We start from the raw sequence: 25966 nt of genomic DNA on the forward strand, positions 1-25966 counted from the left end.
GAAGAGAAAGGGTGAAGCAGATGTTAGATCAATTAGCAACGGAACGTCGAAATGAACGGACGATGCAACTCGATGAGATGACAGTCGAAGATGTCTTACGGGTGATGAACGCTGAGGATCAAACGGTCGCGACGGTCATTCGGGAACAAATCCCCGTCATCGCGGAAGTCGTCAAACACGTCATTGCATCATTCAAAAACGGAGGACGCTTGATTTACATCGGTGCCGGTACGAGCGGACGGCTTGGGATTCTCGACGCGGCAGAATGTGTGCCGACGTTCGGGGTCTCACCAGACATGGTCGTCGGTTTGATTGCTGGCGGCGAACGCGCGTTGATCAAAGCGGTCGAGGGAGCAGAGGATAGTCGGACGCTTGCCGTCGACGATTTGAAAGGGCTCCAGCTAGAAGCTCGTGATACGGTCATCGGGATTGCAGCAAGCGGTCGGACGCCGTATGTCATCGGCGGGCTTGATTACGCGAAGGAAGTCGGAGCGGTGACGGCAGCGATTTCTTGCAACACGGATGCGGTCATCAGTGGGCACGCGCGTTATGCGATCGAAGTCGAAACAGGTCCGGAAGTCTTGACGGGGTCAACAAGACTAAAGGCTGGAACGGCACAAAAGCTCGTCTTGAACATGGTTTCGACAGCGGCGATGATCGGTGTCGGCAAGGTCTATCAAAACCTGATGGTCGACGTCCAGTCAACGAACGAAAAACTGGAGATTCGGGCGAAGCGGATGATCCGTGAGGCCACAGGAGTCGATGCCGTAACGGCGGAGCGTGTCTTCCATGAAGCACACGGGCACGTCAAGACGGCGATCGTCATGATTCTCGCGAATGTTCCGCATGCGGAAGCCGTCGAACGATTACAGCAAGCGAACGGATTTGTCCGAGACGCACTCTAAGGGGGAAACACGATGAAGAAGGAAGAAGTGCTGGCACACGCGATTCTCGAGCACGTCGGTGGAAAAGATAATCTCCGGCAGCTTGCGCACTGTATGACGCGGGTTCGTTTATCGCTAAAGGATCCGACGCAAGCCAATATCGATGCGTTAAAGCGGATTGATGGGGTCATGGGGGTCATCGATGACGAGACGTTACAAATCGTCGTCGGTCCGGGAACGGTCAATCGGGTAGCAGAACACTTAAGTCGCGAAACAGGACTCGCGATCGGGGAAGAGTCCGTTGATCCGAACTTGACGCCAGAAGAACGAGCTGCCGTCGAACGGCAAAAAGTAAAAGCAAAACAACAGTCACCATTCAAACGCTTCTTGCGCCGAATCGGGAACATCTTCATCCCGCTCATTCCGGGACTCGTCGCTTCGGGGATCATCAACGGCGGTGCGAACTTTGCTAAGAATGCGGGTGTCGATGCAACACAGACATGGATGCAGATTTTACTCTTGATCGGTGGGACGGTCTTTGCATATCTCGCAATCCTTGTCGGATGGAATACGGCGAAGGAGTTCGGCGGCACGCCGGTGCTCGGGGCGATTGCTGGTGGGATTCTATTCAACCCCGTGCTTGCGGACATCACGATTTACGGGGAACCGCTCGTTCCAGGCAGGGGCGGCTTGTTTGGTGTCATCTTCGCTGCGTGGTTGATGACCTATCTTGAGAAACACATCCGTCGCTTCATGTTCGCATCGATCGATATCATCTTTACGCCACTGTTTACGGTGCTGATTGTCGGATTCGCCTCGCTCTATGCGATCATGCCGGTTGCTGGACTCTTGTCAGACGGTATCATGAAAGCAATCAATGCCGTACTTGAGGTCGGTGGACCACTCGCCGGGGCAGTACTGGCCGGCTTCTTCCTACCACTTGTCATGGTCGGTCTCCACCATGGACTGACACCAATCCATCTCGAGTTCTTGAACACGATTGGCAACACGCCACTCTTACCGATTCTTGCAATGGCAGGAGCGGGTCAAGTCGGAGCGGCAATGGCGATTTTCGTCAAGACGCGCAATCCGCGCCTGCGTAACATCATCAAAGGGGCGATTCCGGTCGGATTCCTCGGAATCGGTGAACCGTTGTTATACGGTGTTACGTTGCCGCTCGGTCGTCCGTTCGTAACGGCATGTCTCGGCGCAGCAGTCGGTGGTGCCTTCCAAGCAACGATGAAGACGACGGCACTTGGAGTCGGCGTATCCGGGTTATCATTGACACCGTTGATCGACAACGGAATGTACTTGACGTACATCGGTGGTCTCGTCATCTCGTACGCGGCAGGATTCCTGTTCACGTACTGGTTCGGTTTCAAAGAAGAGATGGCAGACGGTATTTAAGGTGTGGACCAGCAGTTGAATCCTTCCCAAAAGAAGGAATCAGCTGCTTTTTCTCTAAGTAGAGAAGTGAAGGAGTGAGTCGATGAAAGGATTATCAATCTATTTAAGTGAACCGATCACAGACGAGACGAGCGAGTGGCTACAGCGGATGCGTGTTGTTGGCTTTACGTCGCTCTTTACATCGCTGCATATTCCCGAAGACGATTCTTCACTGTACGTCGAACGCTTGCAAGCGCTCGGTCGTTTAGCACGTGAGCTCGGTTTCGAACTCGTGGCGGACATCGCACCAGCGTCGCTCGCGACGCTTGGCAAGACATGGGAGACGGCAGCGACGTTAACGGACTGGGGTGTGACGGGACTCCGTCTTGATTACGGCATCAGTCCGCAGCAAATCGCGACGTTATCGAACCAAATGATGGTTGCGCTGAACGCCAGTACGTTAACAGCAGATGAATTAACCGAGATGAAGGCACAGGGTCTGCGAATCGATCACACGGAAGCGTGGCATAATTTTTATCCGCGACCGGAAACGGGACTCGACCGGACGTGGTTTGACGAAAAGAATGCCTGGTTGCAGGCGCAAGGATTGCGCGTCCAAGCGTTCATACCGGGTGACGGAATACTTCGTGGACCGTTGTTTGAGACGCTACCGACACTTGAAGAACACCGGCATACGTCACCGTTCGCCAGTTATATCGATTTACAATCGACCGTCGATCGAATCCTCGTTGGAGATCCACGATTGACGGAGGCGACAATCCGGCAATTCGAAGCAGAACAAGACGGAATCATTATCCTCCGAGCCGTGGCGAACGGACGACAGATACAACGAGAGACGGAAACGAATCGGTTTGATCCGGCGCGGGATGTCATTCGGTCCGTCGAGTCGCGGATGAAGCCGTCGACGATCGATCTGACACCGCAAGACCCGTCTGTCCGCCCGCTTGGAACGATCACGATCGATAATGAAAAATACGGGCGATACGCGGGCGAGGTTCAAATTACGAAACGTAATCTACCTGCGGATGAGCGAGTCAACGTTCTCGGACGTGTCATTGAGGCCGATCAACCATTGATTGCACAGCTTGGTCCAGGAAGTAAGTTTCGGATCGAATGGGTGATGCCATGAAGCAGCTCGTTGCGGAACGACTCGCCTATTTGTACCGGGGAGAATTGTTCACAGTAATTACGATTTTACCGCTGAGTTGGTTTGGTAATCGTGTCTTTCCTCGACTGCAGTTATTTGAACTCAGTGCCTTTTGGATGTCACTTTTTTTGTTTGAGCTGTTGTTGATTCAAGGAGCTTGGTATTGGTACAGCAAGTCAAGGCGTCTGAAGAAGGAAGGAACGTCGATCACCCCGGAATCCGTCATCCGACGATTACGTCACTGTCGTGTCTTCAATCTGGCTTTGATCGTCCTGACAGCATGTGCATTTGGACTCGATTGGATTCGCTTTCAATCCGATTTTCCAGTGTACGGGTTACGAATCACGTTGTTTTTGTATGTCTTTGCGATTCTTGAATACATTAATTATTTCCACATCCAACTGATGTACGATAACCGGTCGGATGTGCAATACTTAATACAGAATAGACGTTTGAAACGATCGGCTTTATATAAGGATATGCAACGACTTCGTCCAGTCATCTAAGGGTTCATCGAAAATAGGAGGGATTGTATGCTCGATATGCTCATTCGTGGCTATCGAAAGTTACGGAAGTTAAGAGGGCGATAAAAAGGAGGGTGTTATGAATGAAATGGCTCAATCGACCGACACGGATCAAGGAGGAAACACCATTACGTTTCATGACGGATCCAGATACGGATTTTTGGCGCAATACCCATTATCAGTTTAACCGTCTGACAGGTCATGCGTTGTTACAGGATGCTCCGGACGGGGAATTCAGGTGCAGAATCGAAGTAAAATTAAACCCGAATGCGACATATGATCAAGCGGGGATTTTGCTTTATGTGAACGACGATCACTGGGTGAAAGTGTCGGCTGAATTCATTCCGGATGGTCCGTCACATCTCGGTGCCGTCGTGACGAGCTTCGGGTACTCGGATTGGTCGTGTCGGGACGTCGATAATACGCTGTTTGATGCACCGCTGGTCTTTGAACTCCATTACCTCAATCAAGACGTCACGTTGTATCACGTGACAGGAGAGCACAAAGAGCAACTCCGGATCGCACACTTACATGACGTGACGGATTTGAAGATTGGACCGTATGCGTGTAGTCCGGATGTAGAAGCGGCAGGGTGTGAAGTGGAAGTACTAGATTTCTCATTAGAGACAATCGTTAAATAAAACGCCATAGCAAATGGACCGATGTCAGACATCGGTCCATTTTTTGATCGTATCTAGAGACTGATTAAAACTTAGCTGCTTGTTCCGGCATCTGTCCTGTATAGGACGATTGTGGTCTGAAGATCCGGTTATCTTGCGATTGTTCGAGGATGTGTGCCGTCCAGCCGATGATACGGCTAGAGGTGAACGTCGGTGTGAACAGTTCTTTCGGAATGTCGAGTCCTTTTAAGACGGCTGCCGCGAAGAATTCAACATTCGTATACAGTTTTCTACCCGGTTTGTATTCCTCGAGTAAATCGATCGCTGTTTGCTCCATTTGTGTAATCAGGTTGAACCAATCGCTCTCTTGCGCGAGATCTTTTGAGACGACTTTTAAGGCTTCTGAACGCGGATCGCGTGTTTTGTAGACGCGGTGACCAAAGCCCATCAGTTTTTCGCCTTTTTCTAACTTGTTTCGGATCCACGGTTCGATGTTGTCGATCGTTCCGATCTCATCAATCATCTCAATGACTTCTGACGGAGCTCCACCATGAAGCGGTCCTTTCATGGAACCAATCGCGGCACAGACGCCAGAAATCATTTCCGATTCCGTCGAGACGACGACACGGGAAGCGAATGTCGAAGCATTCATACCGTGTTCAATCGTTAGGATCAGATACGCCGTCAGCGCTTTAATCTCAACTTCACTCGGCAATTGTCCTTTAATCATATAGATGTAATTCGCGACGTGATCGAGTTCCGGATTCGGTTCGATGAAGTCAGCGCCTTGATTTTTTTGATATTTATAGGCGATGATCGATGGTAAGAGTGCTGTTACGTGCATCGCTTGATCAATTGTCGGTGGCCAAGCGAAAGCGGGTGTACCGAGTGCCGAGATCGCTGTTCGCATCGTACTCATGACATCCATCTCGTTCGGCAATGTATCGAGAATCGTCTTAATATAAGAAGGAAGTTCACGATAGCTCGTCATCTGTTCCTTGAATGTGACCAGTTCCGCTTCAGTCGGGAATTCACCATTCCAGATGAAATACGCGACTTCTTCAAACGAATAAGATAATGCGAGTTCCTTTGCCCAGTGTCCGCGATAAATAAGGTGACCTAACGTTCCATCGACTAAACCGATTTGTGTTTCAGCGGCAATGACGCCTTCGAGTCCTTTTTTGTATTCCATCTTTAACACTCCTTTTCTATTACCTACAGTCAGTATGACGTACGTTACCACTAAATCACCAGTAATTTGAATGCGTTTACAAAATTATTCTGAGGAGTGGTATAAACTAAGGTATGTGGGAGTCATCAGTTTATGCCGAATGTTCCATCTTTTTTCAATAAATCTAATATTTCTTAAGACACTTGGATTTTCTATAGTTTCTCATACCTTAACGTAACTATATGTGTATATACTATCTTTTATCAAAATGCATATCGCAATCCAAGGTATGTTTTAGATGTACTCATTAAAAAAGACTAGGACATCTACACAGTCCCAGTCTTTTTATATTAAATGTGAAGAGATCATCCTCCTAATTCATTATGCATGATCTCTTCGTTTAAATAGATAGATCAGTTGTAATCCATCGCTTGGAAATCCACTAAATAAACGAAGTGGTAATAGATTGAAAATGACGAATATAGCGGACATACGTACGAAAGCTTGTAGAATGTAATGCATTGTTTCATTATGCAATAGAAAAAGGATCAGACTCCCGATCACAACACAAATGAAGTTAAACAATACACCACCTAGATAATAAAAAGATTTTTGCGTGCGATTTAACGTACTGATAGGGCCGTCCGGAGTATATAACCCTTCCCAAATGTACTTTCTAGAAATAAAGAAATGTCCCAGTTGAAAAAATGGTTTTCCTTTTCCTAATGCAATGGATTTAATCGGAATACCATAACATCGTGCAGCGAACGCATGACCATACTCATGAATAATCAAACAAGGGAAATAGAAGAGAAACATGATGAAGTTGTAGAGTAAAACATCCATATTCAGTCATCCTTTCATAAACTCATGTTACAAAATATGGATGATGGTTTCAAGAGGAGAGTATATACGAAAATGAGCAAACGACACCACTGTGTGACGTTTGCTCATTGATTAAAAAGATATTAGGTACTCGCAATCAGCATCAATAGACGGCAATCGGACCGTATGGACCTTCGATGATCTCAAGTCGTGTCTCGAAAATCTCGGATAATAGCGCTTCATCCATGACTTCGGCGACCGTTCCGAAAGCGGCAATTTGTCCGTCCTTCATCGCACAAATGTGATCGGCATATTTCGCGGCAAAATTGATATCGTGTAAGACGGTGATGATCGTCCGTCCAAACGTATCAGCGACGTGTCGCAGGTACCCCATCATCTGGACCGAGCGGGCGATATCGAGGTTATTGAGGGGTTCGTCGAGTAGAATGTATTCTGTTTCCTGACAGAGTACCATCGCGACATATGCCCGTTGCCGCTGTCCGCCCGATAATTCATCGAGGTAACGGTTCTCAAGCGACGTCAACTCGAGAAAATCGATGTATTTCGAGATGATCGTCTCATCGTCAGCCGTCAAGCGACCTTTCGAGTAGGGGAAACGTCCGAAGCCGACGAGCTGCCGGACGGTCAACCGGGTCACGAAATGATTTTCCTGTCGCAAAATCGTGATGATCTTCGCTAAGTCTTTTGATTTACTACTTGTCACATCTATGCCAGCGACTTCGATCTGTCCGGCATCGAGATCAAGCAAACGACCGATCATCATCAACGTCGTCGACTTACCGGCACCGTTTGGACCGATCAACGCTGTGAATCCGCCTTTAGGGATCGTTAAGTCGATTGGACCGATTCGGACCTCATCCGTATACGATTTTTTAACTTGTTCAAGTGATATCATAGGGACCTCTTTCTAAGCAACACGATAAGGAATATCAGTCCGCCGAACAGTTCAATGATGACGGAGACGACGCTTGGCGTGTTGAAAATGTGATACATGAAGAAATAGGCAGTCGTCAAAACGAAGAAACCGATTGCGAATGCCATCGGGAAGACGTATTTATGATCGTACGTCGCAGCGACCTGATAACTGAGTGTCGCCACTAAAAAGCCGAAGAACGTCAACGGTCCAATCAATGCCGTTGACATCGACATCAGGAGTGAAATCAGAATCAAGAAGTAGATGACACTGCCACGATGATTGACGCCGAACGATGTCGCGACCTCTTTACCGAGTGCGACGACGTTGAGTCGTCTTGACGAGAAGAAGAGCAATAGACCGACGATGAGGACGACCGGAATGACAATCGGGAAGTAAGACGCGTCGGCATTCGTGACCGAACCAAATAATCGTGCTTGTAAGATATCGAATTCGGACGGTGCAAGCATTTTTCGCATGAATGACGACAGCGAGTTCAGACCCGTGCCGAGAATGATTCCGACGAGTAACATCAGCTGCAGGTTCGCGTATTTTCCGGATAACAACCATCCGTATAATAAGAGACTCATCGCGAGCATGATCGCGACCTGTGTCAAAAAGGCGCTCGTGCCGGTAAAGCCGACGAGTGCTCCCGCACCGAAGAAGAAGATCATCGATGTCTGGATCGTCGAGTAGAGAGCATCAAAACCAAGCAGGGATGGTGTGATGATCCGGTTGCTCGTGACCGAATGAAAGGAGACGGTCGCGAGACTTTGACAAATTGCTGCGATCGCCATCGTGATGACGGCGGTAATTCGGCGTTCGACGACCGGCCAAAAGGATGGAGAATCAAACGGGACCGGATTATTGTAGAGCAAGAGACCGATCGTACTGAGCACTCCGCCGCTGAGGAACAGAATGAGGAGAATCCAGTAGCGGCGCTCGAGTCGTTTCGACTGAAACGCAGACGCCCGGCGATTGGTTTCACGTGTAACGCTCGGTTGAATTCGTGTATGTTCCTGTTGTTTAATCGCAGTACTCATCTGACACCTCCAGTCTTCCGTCGACGTAACAGAATGATGATGAAGACGGCTGCCCCGACCGTTCCGAGAATCAACGAGACCGGTAGTTCAAACGGACGGATGATCGTGCGTGAAATCAGATCACTGATTAAAATCGTTGCCATCCCAATCAGACAGACCCACGGCAAATTACTACGGAGATCGTCACCGCGAAACATCGAGACGATGTTCGGAACGATTAAGCCGAGGAAGGGCAGATTGCCGATGACGGTCGCGACGACACCGACGGATAGGGCGATCAGCCCGGTCGCGATCAGCATCAGCCGATTGTAGTTGACGCCAAGACTCGTCGCAATGTCTTCGCCGAGTCCAACGAGCGTCAAGCGACTCGCGAGAAAGAAGATGCAGACCGTGACACCGATGATGATCCAGAGGTATTCGTAGCGACCGATTTGGACGGACGCGAACGAACCGACGAACCAGCCTTCGATCGCTTGGCTGGCACGGAAGAACAACCCGAGGAACGTCGAAATCGCGGAGATGACGGCTCCGAGCATCAGACCGATGATTGGAACGATCAACGATGACCGCAATCGGACCGAACGGAGAAACCAGAAGAAGACCATCGTCCCGATGAACGCAAACACGATGGCTCCGGTCATCCGCATCAACAAGGACGGTGCCGGAACGAGTAAGTAAACGGCTAACAGTCCGAGTCCCGCCCATTCGATCGTTCCCGTCGTCGTCGGTTCAACGAGCCGATTTTGCGTGATCAGTTGCATGACGAGTCCAGCCATTGCCATCGCAGCACCGGTCAGCATCAAGGCAAGTGTCCGTGGAACACGTGTGATCCAGAACATATCGAAATCGTTCGCGGCACTCCGCAGTTCGTAGACGCCTGTGAAGAGGGACGCCGTCGCGAGCGCTAAGACGAGACATAAGGTTAAGACGAACGGCTTCGTCCAAACGACAGAAAAGGAAGGTCGAGCGGGTGGCTCAACTCTTCCATTCATTTGTTGCTGTGCGTGTGCCATTACTTCTCGAGCGCTTTCGCGATGTCAGTGAAGAATTCCGAGTACGTCTGAATCGATTCATTCAAGTACGTATCTTTCGGTGCGTAAACGATGTTGTCGTCTTTGATTGCTTTTGTTTTCTGCAGAGCAGGCGCACGGTCGATGACATCTTGCGCCGGTACGGCACCTTCTGCGTTTCCAAGTGGTGCGTCACGGTCAAGAACGAGTAACCAGTCCGGGTTACTTTGAGCGATTGCTTCGACCGAAACTTCATCCCCTTGGTCGTTACCTGATTTTTGTTTGACTTCGAGGGCTGGTTTCCAGTCGAACAAATCATACATTGGTCCGAAGACACGTCCACTCATCGGAGCCGAGAAACCGATATCGCCACCTGAGACGATGACCGACATGATGCTGTCCTGTCCGTTATATGATTTTTTAACGTCTTTGATCGATTGCTCGAGCGTCGTCACGAGCTGATCCGCTTCTTGTTTTTTATCAAAGATCTGTCCGAGTGTCTCAGTCGTATCTTCAAGTCCTTTGACAAGTAATTCGCCTGGCGTACCAGAGTCTTCCGGTAAAGTGATGTCAAGGTCGATGACAGCGGCGTTCGGAACAAGTTTTTTGATGTCTTCATAATGATCAGCGAAGCGCTGGCCGACGATGACGACGTCCGGATTAACACCAGCGATCGCTTCGAGATTCGGTTCGAAGTGCATGCCGACATCGACGATATCCTTATCTTTCGCATACGGTGACTCAGCCGGGAGCAGTCCGACTGGTGCTGCTGCGAGTTCGACGTCCCATGCGGCAAGCGTCTCGAATGTCCGGTTGTCGAGTGCGACGACCTTCTTCGGATCAACCGGGACGTTGACCGTTCCATGTGCGTCCTTGATTTTGACCGTCTTCGGTGCTTCCGCGTCTTTCTTCGTGTCTGCTTCTCCTGCGTTCCCGCATGCCGCCAGTAAGACAGCAAGCGAACTCACGACGAGTGGTGTTTTCCATTTCCCCATGATGATTCAGCTCCTCTTGTTTAATTTGATAACGCATGAATCACGGATTAAGTAGCAGATGGATTATGTAGTTCTATCTGAGTCATCTGTTCTTAATAAGTGATAATGATTATCATTGTCATGTTCACTGAGAATGATAGCAGACGATTTTAGAAGACGCAATGCTCATTTCCAGTCAAATGGCTGTCCGAATTTTTACCTTCTATAAACTATACGAAAATAAAAAAATGATAATCTTTCTCATTTAGGACTGGAAGTAGGAACATTGGACGCTTTTGACGAAAAGAGGTTTAGGTGACTGAAAAAAGAGAAAGTGGTAATAAATGTAACCTTTTCGTTTTTTAAATCAGAGACGCTACAGAAGATGACTTCGAAATGAGGTGCTGTATGAATCAACCATTCGAAGACTTGAAGATGTATCAAAATTTTGATGAGCTCGCAGATGATGTCCTCGATTTCGCAAAAGAGATTCTACCGGACCAGATGCTGTATTTATCAGCGATCGAAGCAGGGCAACAACGGATGTTGAAAATCGCGAACGATAAAGCGGATATCCCGATGGTGGAAGGCATGCAGCTTGAATTGAACCAATCGTTATGTAAACTGATTGATTTCGAGACGAAACAGCCGGTCGTCCTCGAAGATATTCCGAACGCGGAACAACTCGGCGACTGGCGAAAAGGTCTGGAGGAGGCTCACGTTCGGTCCTATTTAGGTATTCCGATCGTCTTGACGAGCGGTGAGACGTTCGGAACGTTATGTGCGATCAATAATCAGGTCAGCTTGTATGAGCAAAAGAACATTCAGCTATTGCAACGCATCGTCCGGTTGTTTTTGTACTACTTGGAGCTCGAGCGTCATGCTTGGAAAGACGCGTTGACAGGACTGCACAATCGGAGGTACTTAACGAAACAGTTCGAGGAGTATCGCGGGCAGACAGGAGCCGTCTTCTTCCTTGATTTAGATGGCTTTAAGCAGGTCAACGACGTTTATGGACACGAGACGGGGGACATCGTCCTGCAAGAAGTCGCACAACGCTTGCGACAATTCGTACGTGAACAGGATGATGCGATAGCCGTGCGACTAGGAGGCGATGAGTTTATTCTGCATTTTGGACATGCTGATTCGAGGGAAGGCTGGGAACGACTTGCGGAGCAGATCGTCACCGCGTTAAGTGAGTGGAAAACGGACTACCGGGTGTCGACGAGCATCGGGATCGTGATGTATGACGGTGAGTACCGTCCAGAGTTGCAAGCCTTGTTACAACAGGCAGATGCCGCGCTATATGCCGCTAAGTCGTTAGGAAAGAATACGTATCAGTTCTATGAGTTGGCGAAGAAATGAAAGAAATGAAAGAAATGAAAGAAATAAAAAATGACCTGACGCTTCTGAATCTTCTCAGAAACATTCAGGTCTTTTTAGTTGCCATGAAGACGATAGACGATCCGAATGATGTCCTTTTTCGGAAGATCAGGGTACTTGAGACATAACTGTTCGACACATGTCACGGGATCGACATCTTCTAACAAGCGGATGGCTTCTTGGACGATTGGCTCATGTTGTGCGCTGCCTTCAGAAGACGAAGCAGTCGAATCGCTCGATTGATGAATCAGGTAAAACAATACCGTATGTACAGATACCAGCACGACTTTTGTCGCGAGAGAAATCGTGATCGACGCAACGTAGAGGTCCATCCAAAGTAAGACGCTCAAACTGACGGAACCGTTCACGACAGCAAACAGTATGTTCGAGAAACGACGCTTGAACAGTCCGCCAAGCGCACGCATCATCCCGTCGAAGACGACGCTGACGACCAGGCTAGCGAGATAGAAACATACGAGAAACACTAGACAACCAACGAACGAGTCGTAGGACACATCTCCGACGTATAAAATCAGTCCATCGATCATCAGTAAAGGGAGCACTAAGAGCAGACTGAGCAAAACAAGCGAGACGGAGGAAACCAGTCGTGACATCCTATCATCCTTTCCGTGCAATTGATTTCGTTAGACAAGAAATGCAGCATACAAACTAGGATACCGTTTAACACAGTTGATTACAATTATTTACAAACAAGAGACGTACACAGAATGTTACTCAGTTAAGCGTGGAAATCCTGTCAAAAAGCGCCTGTACGTCCAGTTAACATCTAGATTATCCATTGACAATCCTTCCCTTTCCCTCATACAATTGAAAATGATTATCAATACAAGTTGGGAGTTCTGCCTACCATGAACGTTAACCGTAAAAAATTACTGATTTCTACCGTCTCGATCCTGTCTTTGACATCTTTATTGATCGGCTGCTCGAACCCGGGCGAGTCGACAGGAGAGCGAAAAGATAAAGATACATTGACGCTCGCGTGGCCACGCGACGTCGGAACGATGAACCCGCACGTTTATAACCCATCACAACTGTTCGCACAGTCAATGATCTATGAACCACTCGTCCACTACGGAGAAGGTGGAAAGCTCGAGCCATACTTAGCCTCGTCTTGGAAGATTTCTGAAGACGGAAAAACGTATACGTTCACGCTCCGTGACGGCATCAAGTTCTCGGACGGTTCGATGTTTGACGCAGCGATCGTCAAAAAGAATTTTGACGCGATCCTCAAACAAAAAGCCTTACATAGCTGGCTTGGCTTCATCACGAAAATCGAGAAGACGGAAGCCGTCGATGCGAAGACGTTCCGCCTGACATTATCTGAAGCCTATTACCCGACGATTCAAGAGCTCGCGGTCGTCCGCCCGGTCCGTTTCCTCGGAGAAGCGGGATTCCCGGGAAACGGCGATACGTCGAAGGGTGTCAAAAAAGAAGTCGGGACAGGTCCATGGATGCTTGACGAATACAAACCGGATCAGTATGCGACGTTTAAGGTCAATAAGAACTACTGGGGTCCGAAGCCGAACATCGATCACATCAAGGTCGACATCATCCCGGACGCGGAAACGCGTGTCTTAGCACTCGAAAAAGGACAGGTTGATCTGATTTACGGTGAAGGGGCGATCAGCATCGATGCCTTCAATCAGTTGAAGACGGATAAATCCTACAAAACAGAGATGTCCGAACCAGTCGCGACGCGTCTCCTCGTCTTGAATACGAAAAATAAGCGTCTGTCTGACGAACGCGTCCGCCAGGCGCTCCAGCACGGGTTTGATAAAGCCGCTCTCGTCGAAGGGATCACGTCGGGAATAGAAGCACCGGCTGACTACCTGTTGCCACCGAACATGCCGTACACGTCGAACCTGAAAGTGAAGCAACGGGATTATGACGTCAAGGAAGCGAATCGTCTTCTTGATGAAGCAGGTTGGAAACTGCCGAAAGGTGAAAAGGTTCGCGTCAAGGACGGGCAACCGCTGCAAATCGGGATGATGTATGATGCGGCCGAGCAGGTCCAAAAGGCGATGGCCGAAACGTTGCAGTCGGAATGGTCGAAAATCGGCGTCGAGCTGAAGACGGAAGCTGTCGAATTACCGGATCAAGTCCAGCGCTTCAAGGACAACCGATTTGACATCAACTTCTACAGCAACTTCGGTGCACCGTATGATCCGCATACGTTCGTGAACCTGATTGATACGGATGGCTTCGGCTTCAAAGAAGCGATTTCGGCTTATCCGAATAAAGAACAACTGTTGCAAGAGATCAAAGATGTCTTGAAGACGACAGACGAGACGAAGCGTCAGAAGATGTACGCCGACATTCTGCCATCACTCCAAGATCAAGGGGCATTGATTCCGATTTCGTACTTGAAGAAGATGGCGGTCTATCAGTCGGACGTGACGAACTTCCAGTTCCCGGCGAACCGGGATGAGAGTCCATTTGCCCGAATCGGAATTAAGTAAAGGAGGGATGACATGGGGGTCTTCCTCGTCAAACGCATATTATCCGTCATCCCGATCTTGTTACTTGCTGTCTTGATTCTGACAGGGTTGATTCATTTGTCACCAGTTGATCCGGCACAGGCCTATCTATCCGCTGCCCATATCCAACCGACGGATGAACTGCTCGCTGCAAAACGAGCAGAATTCGGACTCGATCAACCGTTCTACAAACAATACTTCGATGCCGTCATCCGCTTGGCGCAGCTCGATTTCGGCACATCGTATCTTTCCGGCAAACCGGTCCTAGAAGATGTCTTGCTTCGCTTACCACCGACGGTCGAGCTAGCAGTGACGAGTCTGCTGCTCGCACTCGTCGTCAGTATCCCGCTCGGGTTCCTTGCTGGGATCAAGAAGAATGGCTTCTTTGACCATCTCAGTCGGGGGATCGCATTCATCGGTGCCTCGATTCCGTCGTTTTGGCTCGGGTATCTGTTCATCTTCTTCTTTGCCGTCCAGCTGGATTGGTTTCCAGTCGGTGGAACGGGAAGTGTGATGCACTTGATCTTACCGGCATTGACACTCGCCTTTCCGTTAATTGCCTTGTATACACGATTGCTCCGTGGCAGTGTGATCGAAGCATTGAACGAACCGTATGTCTTGTTTGCCCGGACACGTGGCTTAAAGGAAGGACGGATTCTTGGGAAACACGTCCTTCGGATGGCGATTCCGCCGATGATCACGGGTCTTGGGATGAACCTTGGGAAGTTGCTGACGGGAACGATCATCGTCGAGACCGTCTTCTCGTGGCCAGGATTCGGTCGTTACTTCATTGAAGCGATCTTTGACCGGGACATGCCGGTCATCCAAGGCTATGTCTTTCTCGCTGCCCTCGTCTTCATCGGGAGCAGTTTGCTCGTCGACATCATTCAAGCCGTGCTCGATCCACGCCTAGCGAAAAAAGGAGGGACGGTATGAACACTCCACTTCCAGCAACGATGATCCGGTCGCGGTATACACCGCTTCTTTATCTTTGTGCATTCGTCTTAATCGGGATGGCAGGCATTGCTTTGTTCGCACCATGGATCGCGCCGCATGATCCGAATCTCGTTGACTTGACGCAAAAACTACACGGTCCGTCGCCGGCTTATCCGCTTGGCACTGACCAGCTCGGTCGGTGTCTGTTGTCACGCTTGATTTACGGCGCGCGGATTTCACTCGGCTGTGCCGTGTTGATTTTCGTCGCCTCACTTGCGATTGGATTGTTCGTCGGAACACTTGCCGGTTACCGTGGTGGTTGGGTTGACCAGCTCTTGATGCGCCTGTGTGACGGTGTAATGGCATTTCCGAGTCTGATTCTCGTCCTCGGTCTCGTCGGTATTTTCGGTCCAGGTCTCAAGCAGGTCATCATCGCCTTGATGCTCGTCCAGTGGGTCTACTACGCGCGGATGTTCCGCGGAATGGTCATGACGCTGAAAACGGAAGCGTTCATCGCTGCTGCTCGCGTCAATGGTTCGTCTTCGTGGAAGATCATTCGGACGCACATCCTGCCGAACATCTTACCGCCGCTGCTCGTCATCGGAACGCTTGAGATGGGCTGGGCGATCATGGATATCTCGGCGATGTCGTTCCTTGGGCTTGGTGTCCAGTCACCGACAGCCGAGTGGGGGGCGATGATTCACGAAGGAAAATCGTACATCCGGACGAATCCGGAATTGATGATTTATCCGGGACTTGCGATCATGCTCGTCATCATCAGTTTTAACCTAGTAGGAGAACAGTTAGCAGAACGATTCGGTGTATCAAAAACGATGAAATGAGAGGAGGTGCCCGTATCGAACCGATCTTAGCTGTCGACGGTCTGAACGTCCGTACGAAACAACAAGTAACATTGATCGAAGGGGTGACGTTCTCAATTCAAGCTGGACAGATTCTTGGTCTTGTCGGAGAGAGTGGCTGTGGGAAAACGGTGACGAGTCTCGCTTTAATGCGTCTACTTAATCCACAGACAACAGACGTCACTGGCGATATTCGACTGAACGGAACATCAATTCAATCCTTATCAGAACGCGCTGTGCGAACGATTCGGGGCGGTGAGATTGCGTTCATCATGCAAAATCCGATGAGTGCCTTCACACCGGTCTACTCGATCGGGCACCAGATGATCGAGACGATTCAGACCCATACGCGTTGTTCAAAACGTGAAGCGAAACAACAAGCGATGACGGCACTCGAAGAAGTCAATCTGACGGATGCCGCCCGGTTGCTCAAAGCTTATCCGTTCGAGCTGAGTGGAGGGATGTTGCAACGGATCATGATCGCCTTAGCTGTTGCCCTGCGCCCAAGCGTCTTGATTGCCGACGAACCGACGACAGCACTCGACGTCTTCAATCAGAAGACAGTTCTTGAGTTACTCGAACGGATGTGCGCGACCTATGGAACGGCGATGTTACTCATCACACACGATCTCGGTGTGATCGCTGAACTTGCAGACGATGTCCTCGTCATGCAGCAAGGACGGATCGTTGAGCAGGCAGATGTCTTTGATTTGTTTGATCGACCGCAACATCCATATACACAGTCCCTTCTTGCCCAACATCTAGGAAGGGAGGCGTTCGGATGAGTTTACTACAAATCGATCAAGTCTCACACGTCTACAAACGCCGGTTTCGACCAGCTCAGACCGTCTTACATGATGTCTCGTTGACGCTTGAAGCGGGGCGGTGTCTCGGACTACTTGGGTCGAGTGGTGCCGGCAAAAGTACGCTCGGACGATTGTTACTCGGACTCGAACGTCCGTCAAGCGGTACGATCTGGTTCAACGGTGTCGACCGGCATGCGACAAAACGACCGTTTCAAGGAGATGTCCAAGTCGTCTTCCAGGACTCCTTCGCTGCTGTCAATCCGAAGCTGACGGCGGCCGATATTATCGCCGAACCGCTTGATAACTTCATTCGTTTAAAGGGTGAAGCACGGCGACAGCGTCTCGTCACGCTAATTGAACAAGTCGGGCTCAAGGCGACGGATCTGACGAAATATCCGGCGCAGTTCAGTGGTGGGCAACTCCAGCGGATCGCGATTGCGCGAGCGATTGCTGCTGAACCACGTCTGATCGTTTTAGACGAAGCAGTCAGTAGCCTCGACATGGTCAACAAACGATTGATTCTTGCATTGTTAGCTGACTTGAAACGGCTACACGGTCTAACATATGTCTTCATCACCCATGACATTAAAGCTGCCGAACAACTGTGTGACAGCTTTGCGATTTTGGAGCAGGGACGTCTCGTCGGGCATTACCCGAGTTTAGCAGCGTTCGATGCTGCGACGGATCCTGCCGTTGAACGGATGCGCCAAGCAAAGCTTGCCGTGCATCCAAGGCAACGAACGATTCGAAAGACACAAGCAAACAAAGGATAACGGACGGCTGAACGGCTCCGTTATCCTTTTTGTGTTGTAGCGGTGGATCAATAAGCTGTTTTTCGGAATCGAAGAGCCGACCAGCCGAGTGTGAGAAGAATCCAAATGAGACAAGAAGCGACACCAATCAGATGAGACGAAGAAAAAAACGACGTGTGCGATGGGAGCGACAGTAGCGCACTAGGCATAAAGAATAGAATGTCTGGCATTAATGAAGGAAGTGCAACAAGTAGTAAGGAAACGACGAGCGACAGGATACCAATCGGAACAGCACGTCGCAAGAAAGTGCTGATCAGAAGTGTCAGACTGACGACGAATAACGTCCAAAGACTAAAATCGAGGGTGATGCGTAGTGCAAGCATCGGCGAAAGGGATCCGAACCAATAGACGGTCAGACAGTAGGATGTGAGGGCGCCGATCAGCATCCCGAATAGACTAATCATCCCGTGACTGAACCATTTCGACAGCAGATAGATATTTCGCGAGACGGGACGCGTCAGAATGAAATCCTGCATGCCAGTTTGTCGGTCTGAAGCAAGCAATCCCATGAAGCTCATGATCAGGACGATCAAGCCGAGCTGATTGAACTGTCCGTGGATCGTTGCGCTGAAGACGTCAAGCGGTTGCGGAGTAGGACGATTCGGATCAACGATGATTCCGTCTGCATTTCCGACGTGTGCGAGCAAGACATCCATGTACATCAACAGCAACGGTTGGGTCACACCGAGAGCAATGAAGAACAGCGGTAACCAAACGATCTTCCATTCTTTCCATGCTTCCAACCACTCGGTCCATGTCAGCGTATAAAAGGTCCTCATACGTCTGCCACCATGTCGAGGAACCGTTCCTCAAGTCCGATTGGTTGATAGGCAATCGAAGCAATCGACCATCCCTGTTGAATCAGAGTAGTCGCTAACTGTGAGAGATCAAGCGGCTGCTGTGCGGAGAACTGATAGCAGCATGGGTTGATTCGATCAATTTCGACTCGTGGAAATCGTGTCGCAGAAAACGACGGGGCAGCTGTAAGCGTCTCGACTTTAATCCTGTATTGATCCACGTTGCGCTGATTATCGAGCGGTCCCAGCAATTTTCCGTGTTTAATGACGAGGAAGCGGTCGCAACACGTCTTTGCGTCTTCTAAGAGGTGCGTCGAGACGATGATCGTCATCCGTTTCTTTAAGCGGAGAATCAATTGATTGATATCATGTCGACCACTCGGATCTAGGGCGGAAGCCGGTTCGTCAAGAATCAAAAATGTCGGTTCATGTAAGATCGCTTGGGCGATTCCGAGACGTTGGCGCATGCCGCCGGACAGGCGTTCGATGACTTCTGTTTGTTGATCGTGGAGTCCAACTTCATTTAGAACGTTCGGAATCCGCTTATTTAACGTTGCGCGATCGAGACCTGACAAGCGACCGAAAAAACGTAATGATTGTTCGCATGTCATCCAAGGCTTAAAGTCGGTCTGTTGTGATAAGTAGCCGATCGATTGCTGGTTTTGACGGATGGAGCGCGAAGACATCGTGATGGAACCACGGTCACTCTCGATCATGCCGCTCAGACATTTCAGGAGTGTCGTCTTTCCGGCACCATTCGGACCAATCAGTCCAAGACATTCATGTTCGTGAATCGTAAAGGAAATATCGTCTAGGATAAGACGTCTTTGAAGTGAAAGCTGGAGATGAGAAATCTGAATCATGCTGTCATCCTCCTTCCGAGGACGAAGTAGAGAATCGAGCCAATCGGTTGGACGAGGAGAATAATCAATAACCAAGTAGTCGGTGTCGCGATCCGGTCCTTCCGTCTAAACCAATCGATACAGGCGCAGCTGAGTAGAATCAGGTTGATGGAGATGTAAATCAATAATAGGGGCAGGAATCGTTCCCAGTCGATTTGTGATAAGGCAGAGAAATCTGTATTCATAAAAACCCTCCTTTTCTATTACCATTATCAATAATGAAAATAGAAAAGTCAATGCCATAGACGAATCATCGTTAGTTCTCAATCAGTTAGAGCTATGATAAACTTCTCTTATCAAAATTTTCCAAATGCGATTTGAATCAAATCGTTTAGATGAAAGGCGAACTATCAAACGAATCATGATGTCGAGGAGGATTATATGCAGATTTATCAATTCAAAAAAGAGGTGGGTAAGAAGATCACGAAATTCGATTCGAACTTCGTGATGTCACGGATCATGCAGACGGAAAAAGTGACGCACATCGGATGCATCCATTTAGAGAAGGATGGCGTAGTCGGTTATCACCAGGCGGTCGTGCCGCAACTCTTGTTAATTGTAGAGGGTGAAGGATGGGTAAGAGGAGAAACGGATGACTACATAAATGTTCAGCGTGGAGAAGCCGTGTTTTGGAATCAAGGAGAATGGCATGAAACGAAGACGGATACGGGGTTAACAGCGATCGTAATTGAAAGTGAAGAACTCGATACATCATCTCTTGTTTCCATATGACGAAACCAAGTGCGATACATAAAAAAAGCTATCTCAAAAGAAGAATGATTCGTTTTCTCACGCCCTTTCCTCACGCGAGGCACAAGCCAGTTTTCCTGCTTCATTCAAGCAGGAAAGCGGGTCTTGTTTGTCTCTGACAGCGCAAAAATGCGCTTTTCCTATAGGAGTGGTGTGTAAAGCATCATTCTTTTTATCTTTGTAGAGACTAAAGTTTACGTCAGCCTCTACTCTGATTCCGTACACCATTTTTCTAATTCTTCGAGGCATAGATGTAACCGAGCAGTGATCATTTCTCGATTTCCCATCTGTTGCGTTGTTTTATGAGTGAGATGAGGCTGATGTAGAATGTCGAAGTGCTCATACGCTTCTTGCAATATCCATAGTGTATACTCATCCAGTAATCGTCGAGTTTGCGTGGTGCGTTCGTCTCCAACCACGTTAAAGCAATATCCGCTTATAAATCCATCAGCTATGTTATTTAGAATATTACTTTTTTCTTGATACGCTTGATTTATGTATCGTGGAGCATTTGAGAAGGCTGGTAACAAAAATTTGTAACAAAAAACAAAGTAAGCTGCATATTTCAAATCAAAATCCAATCTTGGAAACGGATCAATGATTGCAATGTGTTCATCACTTAAAATTAGATTTTCTGGTGTTACATCTTGATTCACGAGCGAGATGTTTTGAACCTGAGTTCGTCTATTCTCAATTAAAGCATGAATATGCTGACTGACTTTTTCTTTATCAAAGCAAAGACTAGAGTGAATGAGCATATTTAAGGCGGTTAAGACGTGTTCATTTTCTTCCTGCCATAATTCATCCCTGTTTTTTGAATCGCTACCTCGTAAAGTTCCCCCTTGCCAATGCAATTCCCCGAAGCCTGTAATAGAGGTTTTCTGGTTGTGTATATGATGATAAATTTGTCCTAATTTCGTACCGTAAGAATGGGCTTTATTCTGATCGAGTAACAATAAATCTGTTCCACGACCCATGAACGTTTCTACTGTAAATACTGTGTCATTTTCAATAAAATAATTATAAAAGTCAGGACAGATATTTTGATCACTTGTATTGGCATGTAAATAATAAGCTTTCGTAGACTCATACTCTGTAGTCAACTCTTGTTCATCAATTGCTTGTAATTCACCGTACGCTTCGTTCTTTTTTATACGAATCACAAGGTCTTGATTATCTAATCTAGTTACTCTATAAACAGAGTGCCAAGCTCCTTCACCAATCTTTAGAATCTGTTCTGCTTTTATGTTTAACGTATCCAGTACAATTGCATCAAGATCTTCTTTGATCCGTTTCATGGGGTCTATTTTCTCTCCCTCACAATGTTGTCTCGTTTCAGTTTGGTGAAAATACGCTTCTAGAAACGGAGCGTGTTTAGGGCAAGATGACGAGTGAGACGGTCCGTTCAGTTGCCTGGTCTTCTGTCTCTAGGTGATGATATTTTTCGAGCAATGTTCGCATGTCCTGTTGGAAATCGTTGAAGGTTTCATCCGTCAGGTGCAATTTCGCGATCGAGAACGTCGAGTGGTCCTGACCTTGCGTTTGAACGGTCTGTTCGAAGTACGTCTGGTACTGCTGCAAGACGTACATGAAGTAGAACGAGACGAAGTTCACTTTTTCATCGTACGTCGCACTGTTCCAGTCTGCTTCGCTGATTTGATAGCCGCTTGTGTTCAAGGCATAGATCTTCTCTTCGACTTTTCCAACACGCTGGACTGCGACGACCTTCAACAACTGATCGTCCATCATCGCATTGACTTGTCGGTATAAGGTCGACTGCGGTACATCCGTTAAGCGTTGATTCAGTTGCATGATTGATAAACCGTCTTCGCGATCAATTAATTCAAGTGCAATCTTAAACCGGGCATGATTTTTGAATAAGTTAAAGTTCACGACGTGTTTCACTCCTTCGTTCAATCGATTCTAAAACTATCTTATCATGCTTTTGGAAACATTCTTAAAAATGATAATGTAAAAAGAGGGAATTTGATGTATTCCTTGAATGATTTAGATTAGAGTATGTTTTAGAAAGGAGTCGTCATATGAAAAATACAAGTTATCGCTATGGTACATATGCACTCATTACAAGCTTTTTCTTATTCTTCATCGTTCAGATGTTTCGTGCGTATGTTGAGTTATCACCAGAGTTTCTAGGAGAAAATCTTGGCGAATACTACTTAACATACTTCCCAATCGGTGCATTGATCCTTGGACTCGTATTACTGATCCACGGCTGGTGGACTGAAGATGAGAAAAAACAGCGTGAAAAGCTAGCTGCAAAAAATCAGCAAGAATCGAATGAATCGGTGTGACATTATACCGTTGATACAGAAGACCGACAACGCATTTTCGTTGCCGGTCTTTATCGTTTCATGTGTTCAATTATTTAAATCGCTTAATCGCGAACGGTCCGATCGGTTCGGTCGTCGATCGTTCCATGATCAATTCACTGAGTACTTTTCCGACTAAGCTGCTGAACTTGAATCCGTGACCGGAGAAGCCGGCGGCGATCGCGATGTGCGGATAGTCCGGATGCAAATCGATGATGAAATCTTCGTCTGGCGTCATCGTATAGAGACACGGTTTGCCGTGAGCTAAAGTATCGATTGAGGGCATGAACGTATTCGTGAACTGTCGTAAATCAGCCAGATCACCCGTCTCTTGACCGAAAGGACGGCGTGGTTGATTCGGATCAACCGGGATGCCGCCGTCGTGGCGTCCGATTTTCAGACCGGCTTGAGCGATACTTGGAAAACCGTAATAATAACCGGCGGGTGTATCAAAGGCGAAGGCAGGGAACACCGCGTCATTGAATACCTCTTCCGCTGCTTCGAACCAGGCGAACGTCTTACGGATAGGGCGCAGCGGTAAGGAGAGTCCAGTCTGTTCGAGCAACGGACCAGACCAGGCACCGGCTGCGACGATTAACGCGTCAGCTGAGTAGGTGTCTGCTCCGACGGTTACGTCCACACCATGAGTGTGGGCGGTAAGCGTCGTCACTTTCGCATTCGTCCGGATGTCGACACCGTTCGCGACAGCAAGATCGCGGTATGCTTCAATACAATCCTCGCACTTCAACACACCGGACGTCGGTTCAAAACAACCGATATACTCGTCGGGCATCGTTAAGCCGGACCAACGCGTTCTCATTTCGTCAGCCGTCAGGATCTCAAGCGGTAAATCATATTGCGCTGCACTCCTGATGATCGTCTGCATCGAACGGGACGAGCGGTGACCAGCGTTTAAGACTCCGGTGTTCAGGAACAGACTCCGACCGCTGATCTGTTCTAACTCATACCACAAGCGTTGCGCGGCTAACGCCAGCGGCACATAAGCTTCACCTTCCCCGTAGGCATGGCGAATGATCCGTGTCTCGCCATGATGGCTCGCTTGATCATGCGGTGGATTATGGGCGTCTAGTAGTAAGATGTTTTGATCGGTTCGTGAGAGATAGTAGCCGGCTGCCATCCCCATGGAACCGGCACCGACGATGATGACATCATAATGGGACATCTGGTTCGACTCCTTCATATGTAAGTTCACACCAGTATAGAGTGAGAACTAGAAAAGAACAAATGAAAGATTAAATCTCGAAGCGACGGGCTTCTTGTTTTAAGTGTTCTGTTCGTGCGTTTAAATCACCGACGAGCGTATGCAGCGTCGTAATCGTCGCAATCATTTGTTCAGACGCAGCGGCAACTTCCTCGTTACTCGCCGTATGTTCTTCCGCGACAGCGGCAATTTCCGTCAAGGCATTGCGAATGAATCGTTCTGCCTGCAAGACGTCTTCCATCTGTTGCGTCATCTGTTTTGTTGCCGTTGAGACGTGCGTGACTTGATCCGTTAATCGTTCGAACGTCGTATCTGTATCGAGAACGATCTGTTCACCGGCTGCTGTTGCCTCGACCGTCGTCTTAAAGCTATGTTGCATCTGCTGCGCACTGGCTTCGATTGACGTGACAATCGTTGCGATCTCACTGACACTGCTAGCGACATGGCTCGAAAGATTCTTGACCTCGGTCGCAACGACAGCGAATCCTTTGCCTTGTTCACCAGCCCGTGCCGCTTCAATCGCGGCATTAAGGGCGAGTAGATTCGTCTGTTCGGAAATTCCGCGGATGATACCGACGAGCGTTTGGATATCTGATGATTGCTGTTTCAGTAGATCAATCTGTTCAGCAGATTGCGTGACGTGCTGATGAATGTGACGCATCTGTTCGACGGAAGCGGACATTTGCTCCCGTCCGACTCGTGTCAGTGTTGCCATCTGCTCCGTCGTTCCTTGAATTTCGACACCAGATTGATTCGTCGTCTCGATCAATGTTGCGAACCGATTCATCTCATCATTCAATGAAAGCGTGACTTGGGTCTGACTTTCGGTTCCGGTCGCGATTTCCGACATCGTATGAGCGATTTGCTCAGAACCGTCGAGTACTTCCGACGTACTTTGGTCGATCGATTGACTCGTCGTCGAGACGAGGGTAGCCGTCTGTTTGATGTCGACAATCATCGTCCGCAGCATCTCGTTCATATCACGAATCGAGATCGCAAGCGCATAGATTTCGTCTTTCGAAGCAATCGTCAAATCGGTCAACGTCTGTTTTGCCTGATCCAGTCGTCCCTCGGCAATCAAGGCAGCGACTTTCTGTAACGTCTCGAGCGGACGTAACTTTCGACCGAGGACGATGTAGAGCAATATGAGTGTGGCCGTTAACAGAAGAAGTAAAAGTCCAATGAAAATCGGAGCATTTTGTTTTAATAATTCTGTTGTGAGGGCATCGATTTCCTTCGCAGCGATGTCGACGCCAAGAATTCCGATGATTTGACCAGACGCATCCTTTAACGGAACGTAGACACTCATATACTGTCCATATACAGGATCATCAATGATGTCCGTCGCGTGTGTTCCACCATTTAATACGTCCTTCATGTCAGTAACTTTTGCGCCACTCGCCGGTTCATTAATCTTTGCGGCATCTTTCTTAGGGAGACCGTCAATCAGCAAACGGACCTTGTTTTGGTCGATGCGTGCTGTGTATGTATACAAGAGTCCGTTTTGTTTACGTAAGGTATCAAGTTGATTCCGTAGGGTTTCATACTGCTCGGACGCGACAGGCGATTGTAGGAATTCGCTATAAGCCACTGTGTCGAATGTTTTGCTGATGCGAAGCGCGTCCTTTTCGGCGGTCGCTTTCAGCGTTGAGACCGCAGTTTGTTTCGTATTGAAGTATAAGGCCAGACTACTAAAAACAAAAAAGGCAATCAAAATCAAACTGATCATTACTAAAAGACGTGTTCGGATGGAATGGTTCTTGGTTGTGTTTTTCACATGCAACCGTCCTTTCAACTCATATTTTCTATCTGTAATTCATTTATCGGTCGTTAAAATACATATTAAACAGGACCTTTTGACGATTTTTTTATAAAAGGTCGTAAGAAAAACCGTTTTTTCTTAAAAAAGGATTTATTAAGAATGATTCAGGGCACATATTAGATAGAAAAAAATACAAGTTGAGGGAAGAGGGATTGAGATGGAAAGTGAAGTTGATCATCGAATCAAGGCAAGACATGTATATGAAAATGAATTACGAAGACACGCGGTCAGCACAAAAAAAGCCACATTTCGATTGATGACATGTCTACGTTGTCAATCGAAGATTCTGTTGAAACAGGGACATCAGGA

At 48.2% G+C, this 25966-nt stretch carries 27 protein-coding genes; 13 read left to right on the forward strand and 14 right to left on the reverse strand.

The window, feature by feature from the left end:
• Positions 1-20: 20 nt before the first annotated feature.
• The 5 genes from murQ to EXW93_RS06435 all read left to right on the forward strand — a co-directional run bounded on the left by murQ (position 21) and on the right by EXW93_RS06435 (position 4603).
• A complete protein-coding gene (murQ, locus tag EXW93_RS06415) occupies positions 21-905 on the forward strand; it encodes an N-acetylmuramic acid 6-phosphate etherase (RefSeq protein ID WP_023467998.1) in 885 nt (294 codons plus the stop codon).
• 12 nt (positions 906-917) lie between these two features.
• On the forward strand, positions 918-2291 hold the full coding sequence (locus EXW93_RS06420) for a PTS transporter subunit EIIC (protein ID WP_174316169.1): 1374 nt from the start codon (positions 918-920) through the stop codon (positions 2289-2291).
• A gap of 82 nt (positions 2292-2373) precedes the next feature.
• Positions 2374-3420, forward strand: a complete 1047-nt coding sequence (locus EXW93_RS06425; protein WP_174316170.1) for a DUF871 domain-containing protein — start codon at positions 2374-2376, stop codon at positions 3418-3420.
• Complete coding sequence (locus EXW93_RS06430; RefSeq protein ID WP_174316171.1) at positions 3417-3944, forward strand: general stress protein; 528 nt, start codon at positions 3417-3419, stop codon at positions 3942-3944. The genes EXW93_RS06425 and EXW93_RS06430 overlap by 4 nt, the downstream gene beginning before the upstream one ends.
• Positions 3945-4045: 101 nt before the next feature.
• On the forward strand, positions 4046-4603 hold the full coding sequence (locus EXW93_RS06435; RefSeq protein ID WP_174316172.1) for a DUF1349 domain-containing protein: 558 nt from the start codon (positions 4046-4048) through the stop codon (positions 4601-4603).
• A 64-nt stretch (positions 4604-4667) separates the two neighbouring features.
• Here the strand turns inward: EXW93_RS06435 and EXW93_RS06440 are convergent, their stop codons facing one another.
• From EXW93_RS06440 to EXW93_RS06460, 6 genes are all read right to left on the reverse strand, one after another.
• Entirely contained in the window at positions 4668-5774 is a 1107-nt protein-coding gene (locus EXW93_RS06440) for a citrate synthase/methylcitrate synthase (protein WP_023468003.1), read from the reverse strand.
• Between the two features lie 360 nt (positions 5775-6134).
• Positions 6135-6599 (reverse strand): site-2 protease family protein, encoded by a 465-nt coding sequence (locus EXW93_RS16630; protein ID WP_023468004.1) that lies wholly within the window; start codon positions 6597-6599, stop codon positions 6135-6137.
• 142 nt (positions 6600-6741) lie between these two features.
• Positions 6742-7494, reverse strand: a complete 753-nt coding sequence (locus tag EXW93_RS06445; RefSeq protein ID WP_174316173.1) for an iron ABC transporter ATP-binding protein — start codon at positions 7492-7494, stop codon at positions 6742-6744.
• Positions 7491-8555, reverse strand: a complete 1065-nt coding sequence (locus EXW93_RS06450; protein ID WP_055967471.1) for an iron chelate uptake ABC transporter family permease subunit — start codon at positions 8553-8555, stop codon at positions 7491-7493. Before EXW93_RS06450 ends, EXW93_RS06445 begins: the two co-directional genes overlap by 4 nt.
• The gene (locus tag EXW93_RS06455; protein WP_035398616.1) at positions 8552-9547 is read right to left on the reverse strand and encodes an ABC transporter permease; all 996 of its coding nucleotides are present in this window, start codon (positions 9545-9547) and stop codon (positions 8552-8554) included. The genes EXW93_RS06450 and EXW93_RS06455 overlap by 4 nt, the downstream gene beginning before the upstream one ends.
• Positions 9548-9567: 20 nt before the next feature.
• Positions 9568-10560, reverse strand: a complete 993-nt coding sequence (locus EXW93_RS06460) for a siderophore ABC transporter substrate-binding protein (RefSeq protein ID WP_058265312.1) — start codon at positions 10558-10560, stop codon at positions 9568-9570.
• Positions 10561-10947: 387 nt separating this feature from the next.
• On the opposite strand from EXW93_RS06460, the gene EXW93_RS06465 reads away from it, so the two are divergent.
• Positions 10948-11904: a sensor domain-containing diguanylate cyclase gene (locus EXW93_RS06465; protein ID WP_055967477.1), complete on the forward strand. Its 957-nt coding sequence runs from the start codon at positions 10948-10950 to the stop codon at positions 11902-11904.
• A gap of 74 nt (positions 11905-11978) precedes the next feature.
• Here the strand turns inward: EXW93_RS06465 and EXW93_RS06470 are convergent, their stop codons facing one another.
• Positions 11979-12536, reverse strand: coding sequence for a hypothetical protein (locus EXW93_RS06470; RefSeq protein ID WP_055967479.1), 558 nt, complete (start codon positions 12534-12536; stop codon positions 11979-11981).
• 255 nt (positions 12537-12791) lie between these two features.
• Here EXW93_RS06470 and nikA point away from each other — a divergent pair, with 255 nt between their 5' ends.
• From nikA to EXW93_RS06495, 5 genes are read left to right on the forward strand one after another with little or no spacing between them, the layout of a single operon-like run.
• The gene (gene nikA / locus EXW93_RS06475) at positions 12792-14402 is read left to right on the forward strand and encodes a nickel ABC transporter substrate-binding protein (protein ID WP_174316174.1); all 1611 of its coding nucleotides are present in this window, start codon (positions 12792-12794) and stop codon (positions 14400-14402) included.
• Positions 14403-14414: 12 nt separating this feature from the next.
• Positions 14415-15356 carry a nickel ABC transporter permease gene (gene nikB / locus EXW93_RS06480; protein WP_023468015.1) on the forward strand — a complete coding sequence of 314 codons (942 nt, stop codon included), beginning with the start codon at positions 14415-14417 and terminating at the stop codon, positions 15354-15356.
• Positions 15353-16198 carry a nickel ABC transporter permease subunit NikC gene (gene nikC / locus EXW93_RS06485; RefSeq protein ID WP_082487013.1) on the forward strand — a complete coding sequence of 282 codons (846 nt, stop codon included), beginning with the start codon at positions 15353-15355 and terminating at the stop codon, positions 16196-16198. Before nikB ends, nikC begins: the two co-directional genes overlap by 4 nt.
• Positions 16195-17001: an ABC transporter ATP-binding protein gene (locus tag EXW93_RS06490; protein ID WP_174316175.1), complete on the forward strand. Its 807-nt coding sequence runs from the start codon at positions 16195-16197 to the stop codon at positions 16999-17001. Before nikC ends, EXW93_RS06490 begins: the two co-directional genes overlap by 4 nt.
• Positions 16998-17795 (forward strand): ATP-binding cassette domain-containing protein, encoded by a 798-nt coding sequence (locus EXW93_RS06495; RefSeq protein WP_035397877.1) that lies wholly within the window; start codon positions 16998-17000, stop codon positions 17793-17795. The genes EXW93_RS06490 and EXW93_RS06495 overlap by 4 nt, the downstream gene beginning before the upstream one ends.
• Positions 17796-17842: 47 nt before the next feature.
• On the opposite strand, the gene EXW93_RS06500 is transcribed toward EXW93_RS06495, so the two are convergent.
• Genes EXW93_RS06500 through EXW93_RS06510 form a run of 3 tightly spaced genes read right to left on the reverse strand, consistent with a single transcriptional unit; the run spans position 17843 to position 19718 of the window.
• Positions 17843-18613 (reverse strand): ABC transporter permease, encoded by a 771-nt coding sequence (locus EXW93_RS06500; RefSeq protein WP_058713577.1) that lies wholly within the window; start codon positions 18611-18613, stop codon positions 17843-17845.
• Positions 18610-19494 carry an ABC transporter ATP-binding protein gene (locus tag EXW93_RS06505; protein WP_058713576.1) on the reverse strand — a complete coding sequence of 295 codons (885 nt, stop codon included), beginning with the start codon at positions 19492-19494 and terminating at the stop codon, positions 18610-18612. Before EXW93_RS06505 ends, EXW93_RS06500 begins: the two co-directional genes overlap by 4 nt.
• On the reverse strand, positions 19491-19718 hold the full coding sequence (locus tag EXW93_RS06510) for a PLDc N-terminal domain-containing protein (RefSeq protein ID WP_058713575.1): 228 nt from the start codon (positions 19716-19718) through the stop codon (positions 19491-19493). The genes EXW93_RS06505 and EXW93_RS06510 overlap by 4 nt, the downstream gene beginning before the upstream one ends.
• Before the next feature lie 196 nt (positions 19719-19914).
• Between EXW93_RS06510 and EXW93_RS06515 the strand changes: the two genes are divergently transcribed.
• Positions 19915-20265: a cupin gene (locus EXW93_RS06515; protein WP_174316176.1), complete on the forward strand. Its 351-nt coding sequence runs from the start codon at positions 19915-19917 to the stop codon at positions 20263-20265.
• A gap of 224 nt (positions 20266-20489) precedes the next feature.
• On the opposite strand, the gene EXW93_RS06520 is transcribed toward EXW93_RS06515, so the two are convergent.
• Together EXW93_RS06520 and EXW93_RS06525 are read right to left on the reverse strand one after the other, a co-directional pair.
• Positions 20490-21581 carry a hypothetical protein gene (locus tag EXW93_RS06520; protein WP_174316177.1) on the reverse strand — a complete coding sequence of 364 codons (1092 nt, stop codon included), beginning with the start codon at positions 21579-21581 and terminating at the stop codon, positions 20490-20492.
• Between the two features lie 76 nt (positions 21582-21657).
• Positions 21658-22176 (reverse strand): transcriptional regulator, encoded by a 519-nt coding sequence (locus EXW93_RS06525; RefSeq protein ID WP_174316178.1) that lies wholly within the window; start codon positions 22174-22176, stop codon positions 21658-21660.
• 149 nt (positions 22177-22325) lie between these two features.
• Between EXW93_RS06525 and EXW93_RS06530 the strand changes: the two genes are divergently transcribed.
• Positions 22326-22595 (forward strand): hypothetical protein, encoded by a 270-nt coding sequence (locus tag EXW93_RS06530; RefSeq protein ID WP_023468025.1) that lies wholly within the window; start codon positions 22326-22328, stop codon positions 22593-22595.
• A gap of 70 nt (positions 22596-22665) precedes the next feature.
• On the opposite strand, the gene solA is transcribed toward EXW93_RS06530, so the two are convergent.
• Positions 22666-23796 (reverse strand): N-methyl-L-tryptophan oxidase, encoded by a 1131-nt coding sequence (gene solA, locus EXW93_RS06535; protein ID WP_174316179.1) that lies wholly within the window; start codon positions 23794-23796, stop codon positions 22666-22668.
• Between the two features lie 70 nt (positions 23797-23866).
• The gene (locus tag EXW93_RS06540; protein ID WP_371811116.1) at positions 23867-25612 is read right to left on the reverse strand and encodes a methyl-accepting chemotaxis protein; all 1746 of its coding nucleotides are present in this window, start codon (positions 25610-25612) and stop codon (positions 23867-23869) included.
• Positions 25613-25966: the final 354 nt, after the last annotated feature.

This window comes from Exiguobacterium sp. JMULE1, assembly GCF_013337175.1.
GTDB classification, from domain to species: domain Bacteria; phylum Bacillota; class Bacilli; order Exiguobacteriales; family Exiguobacteriaceae; genus Exiguobacterium_A; species Exiguobacterium_A indicum.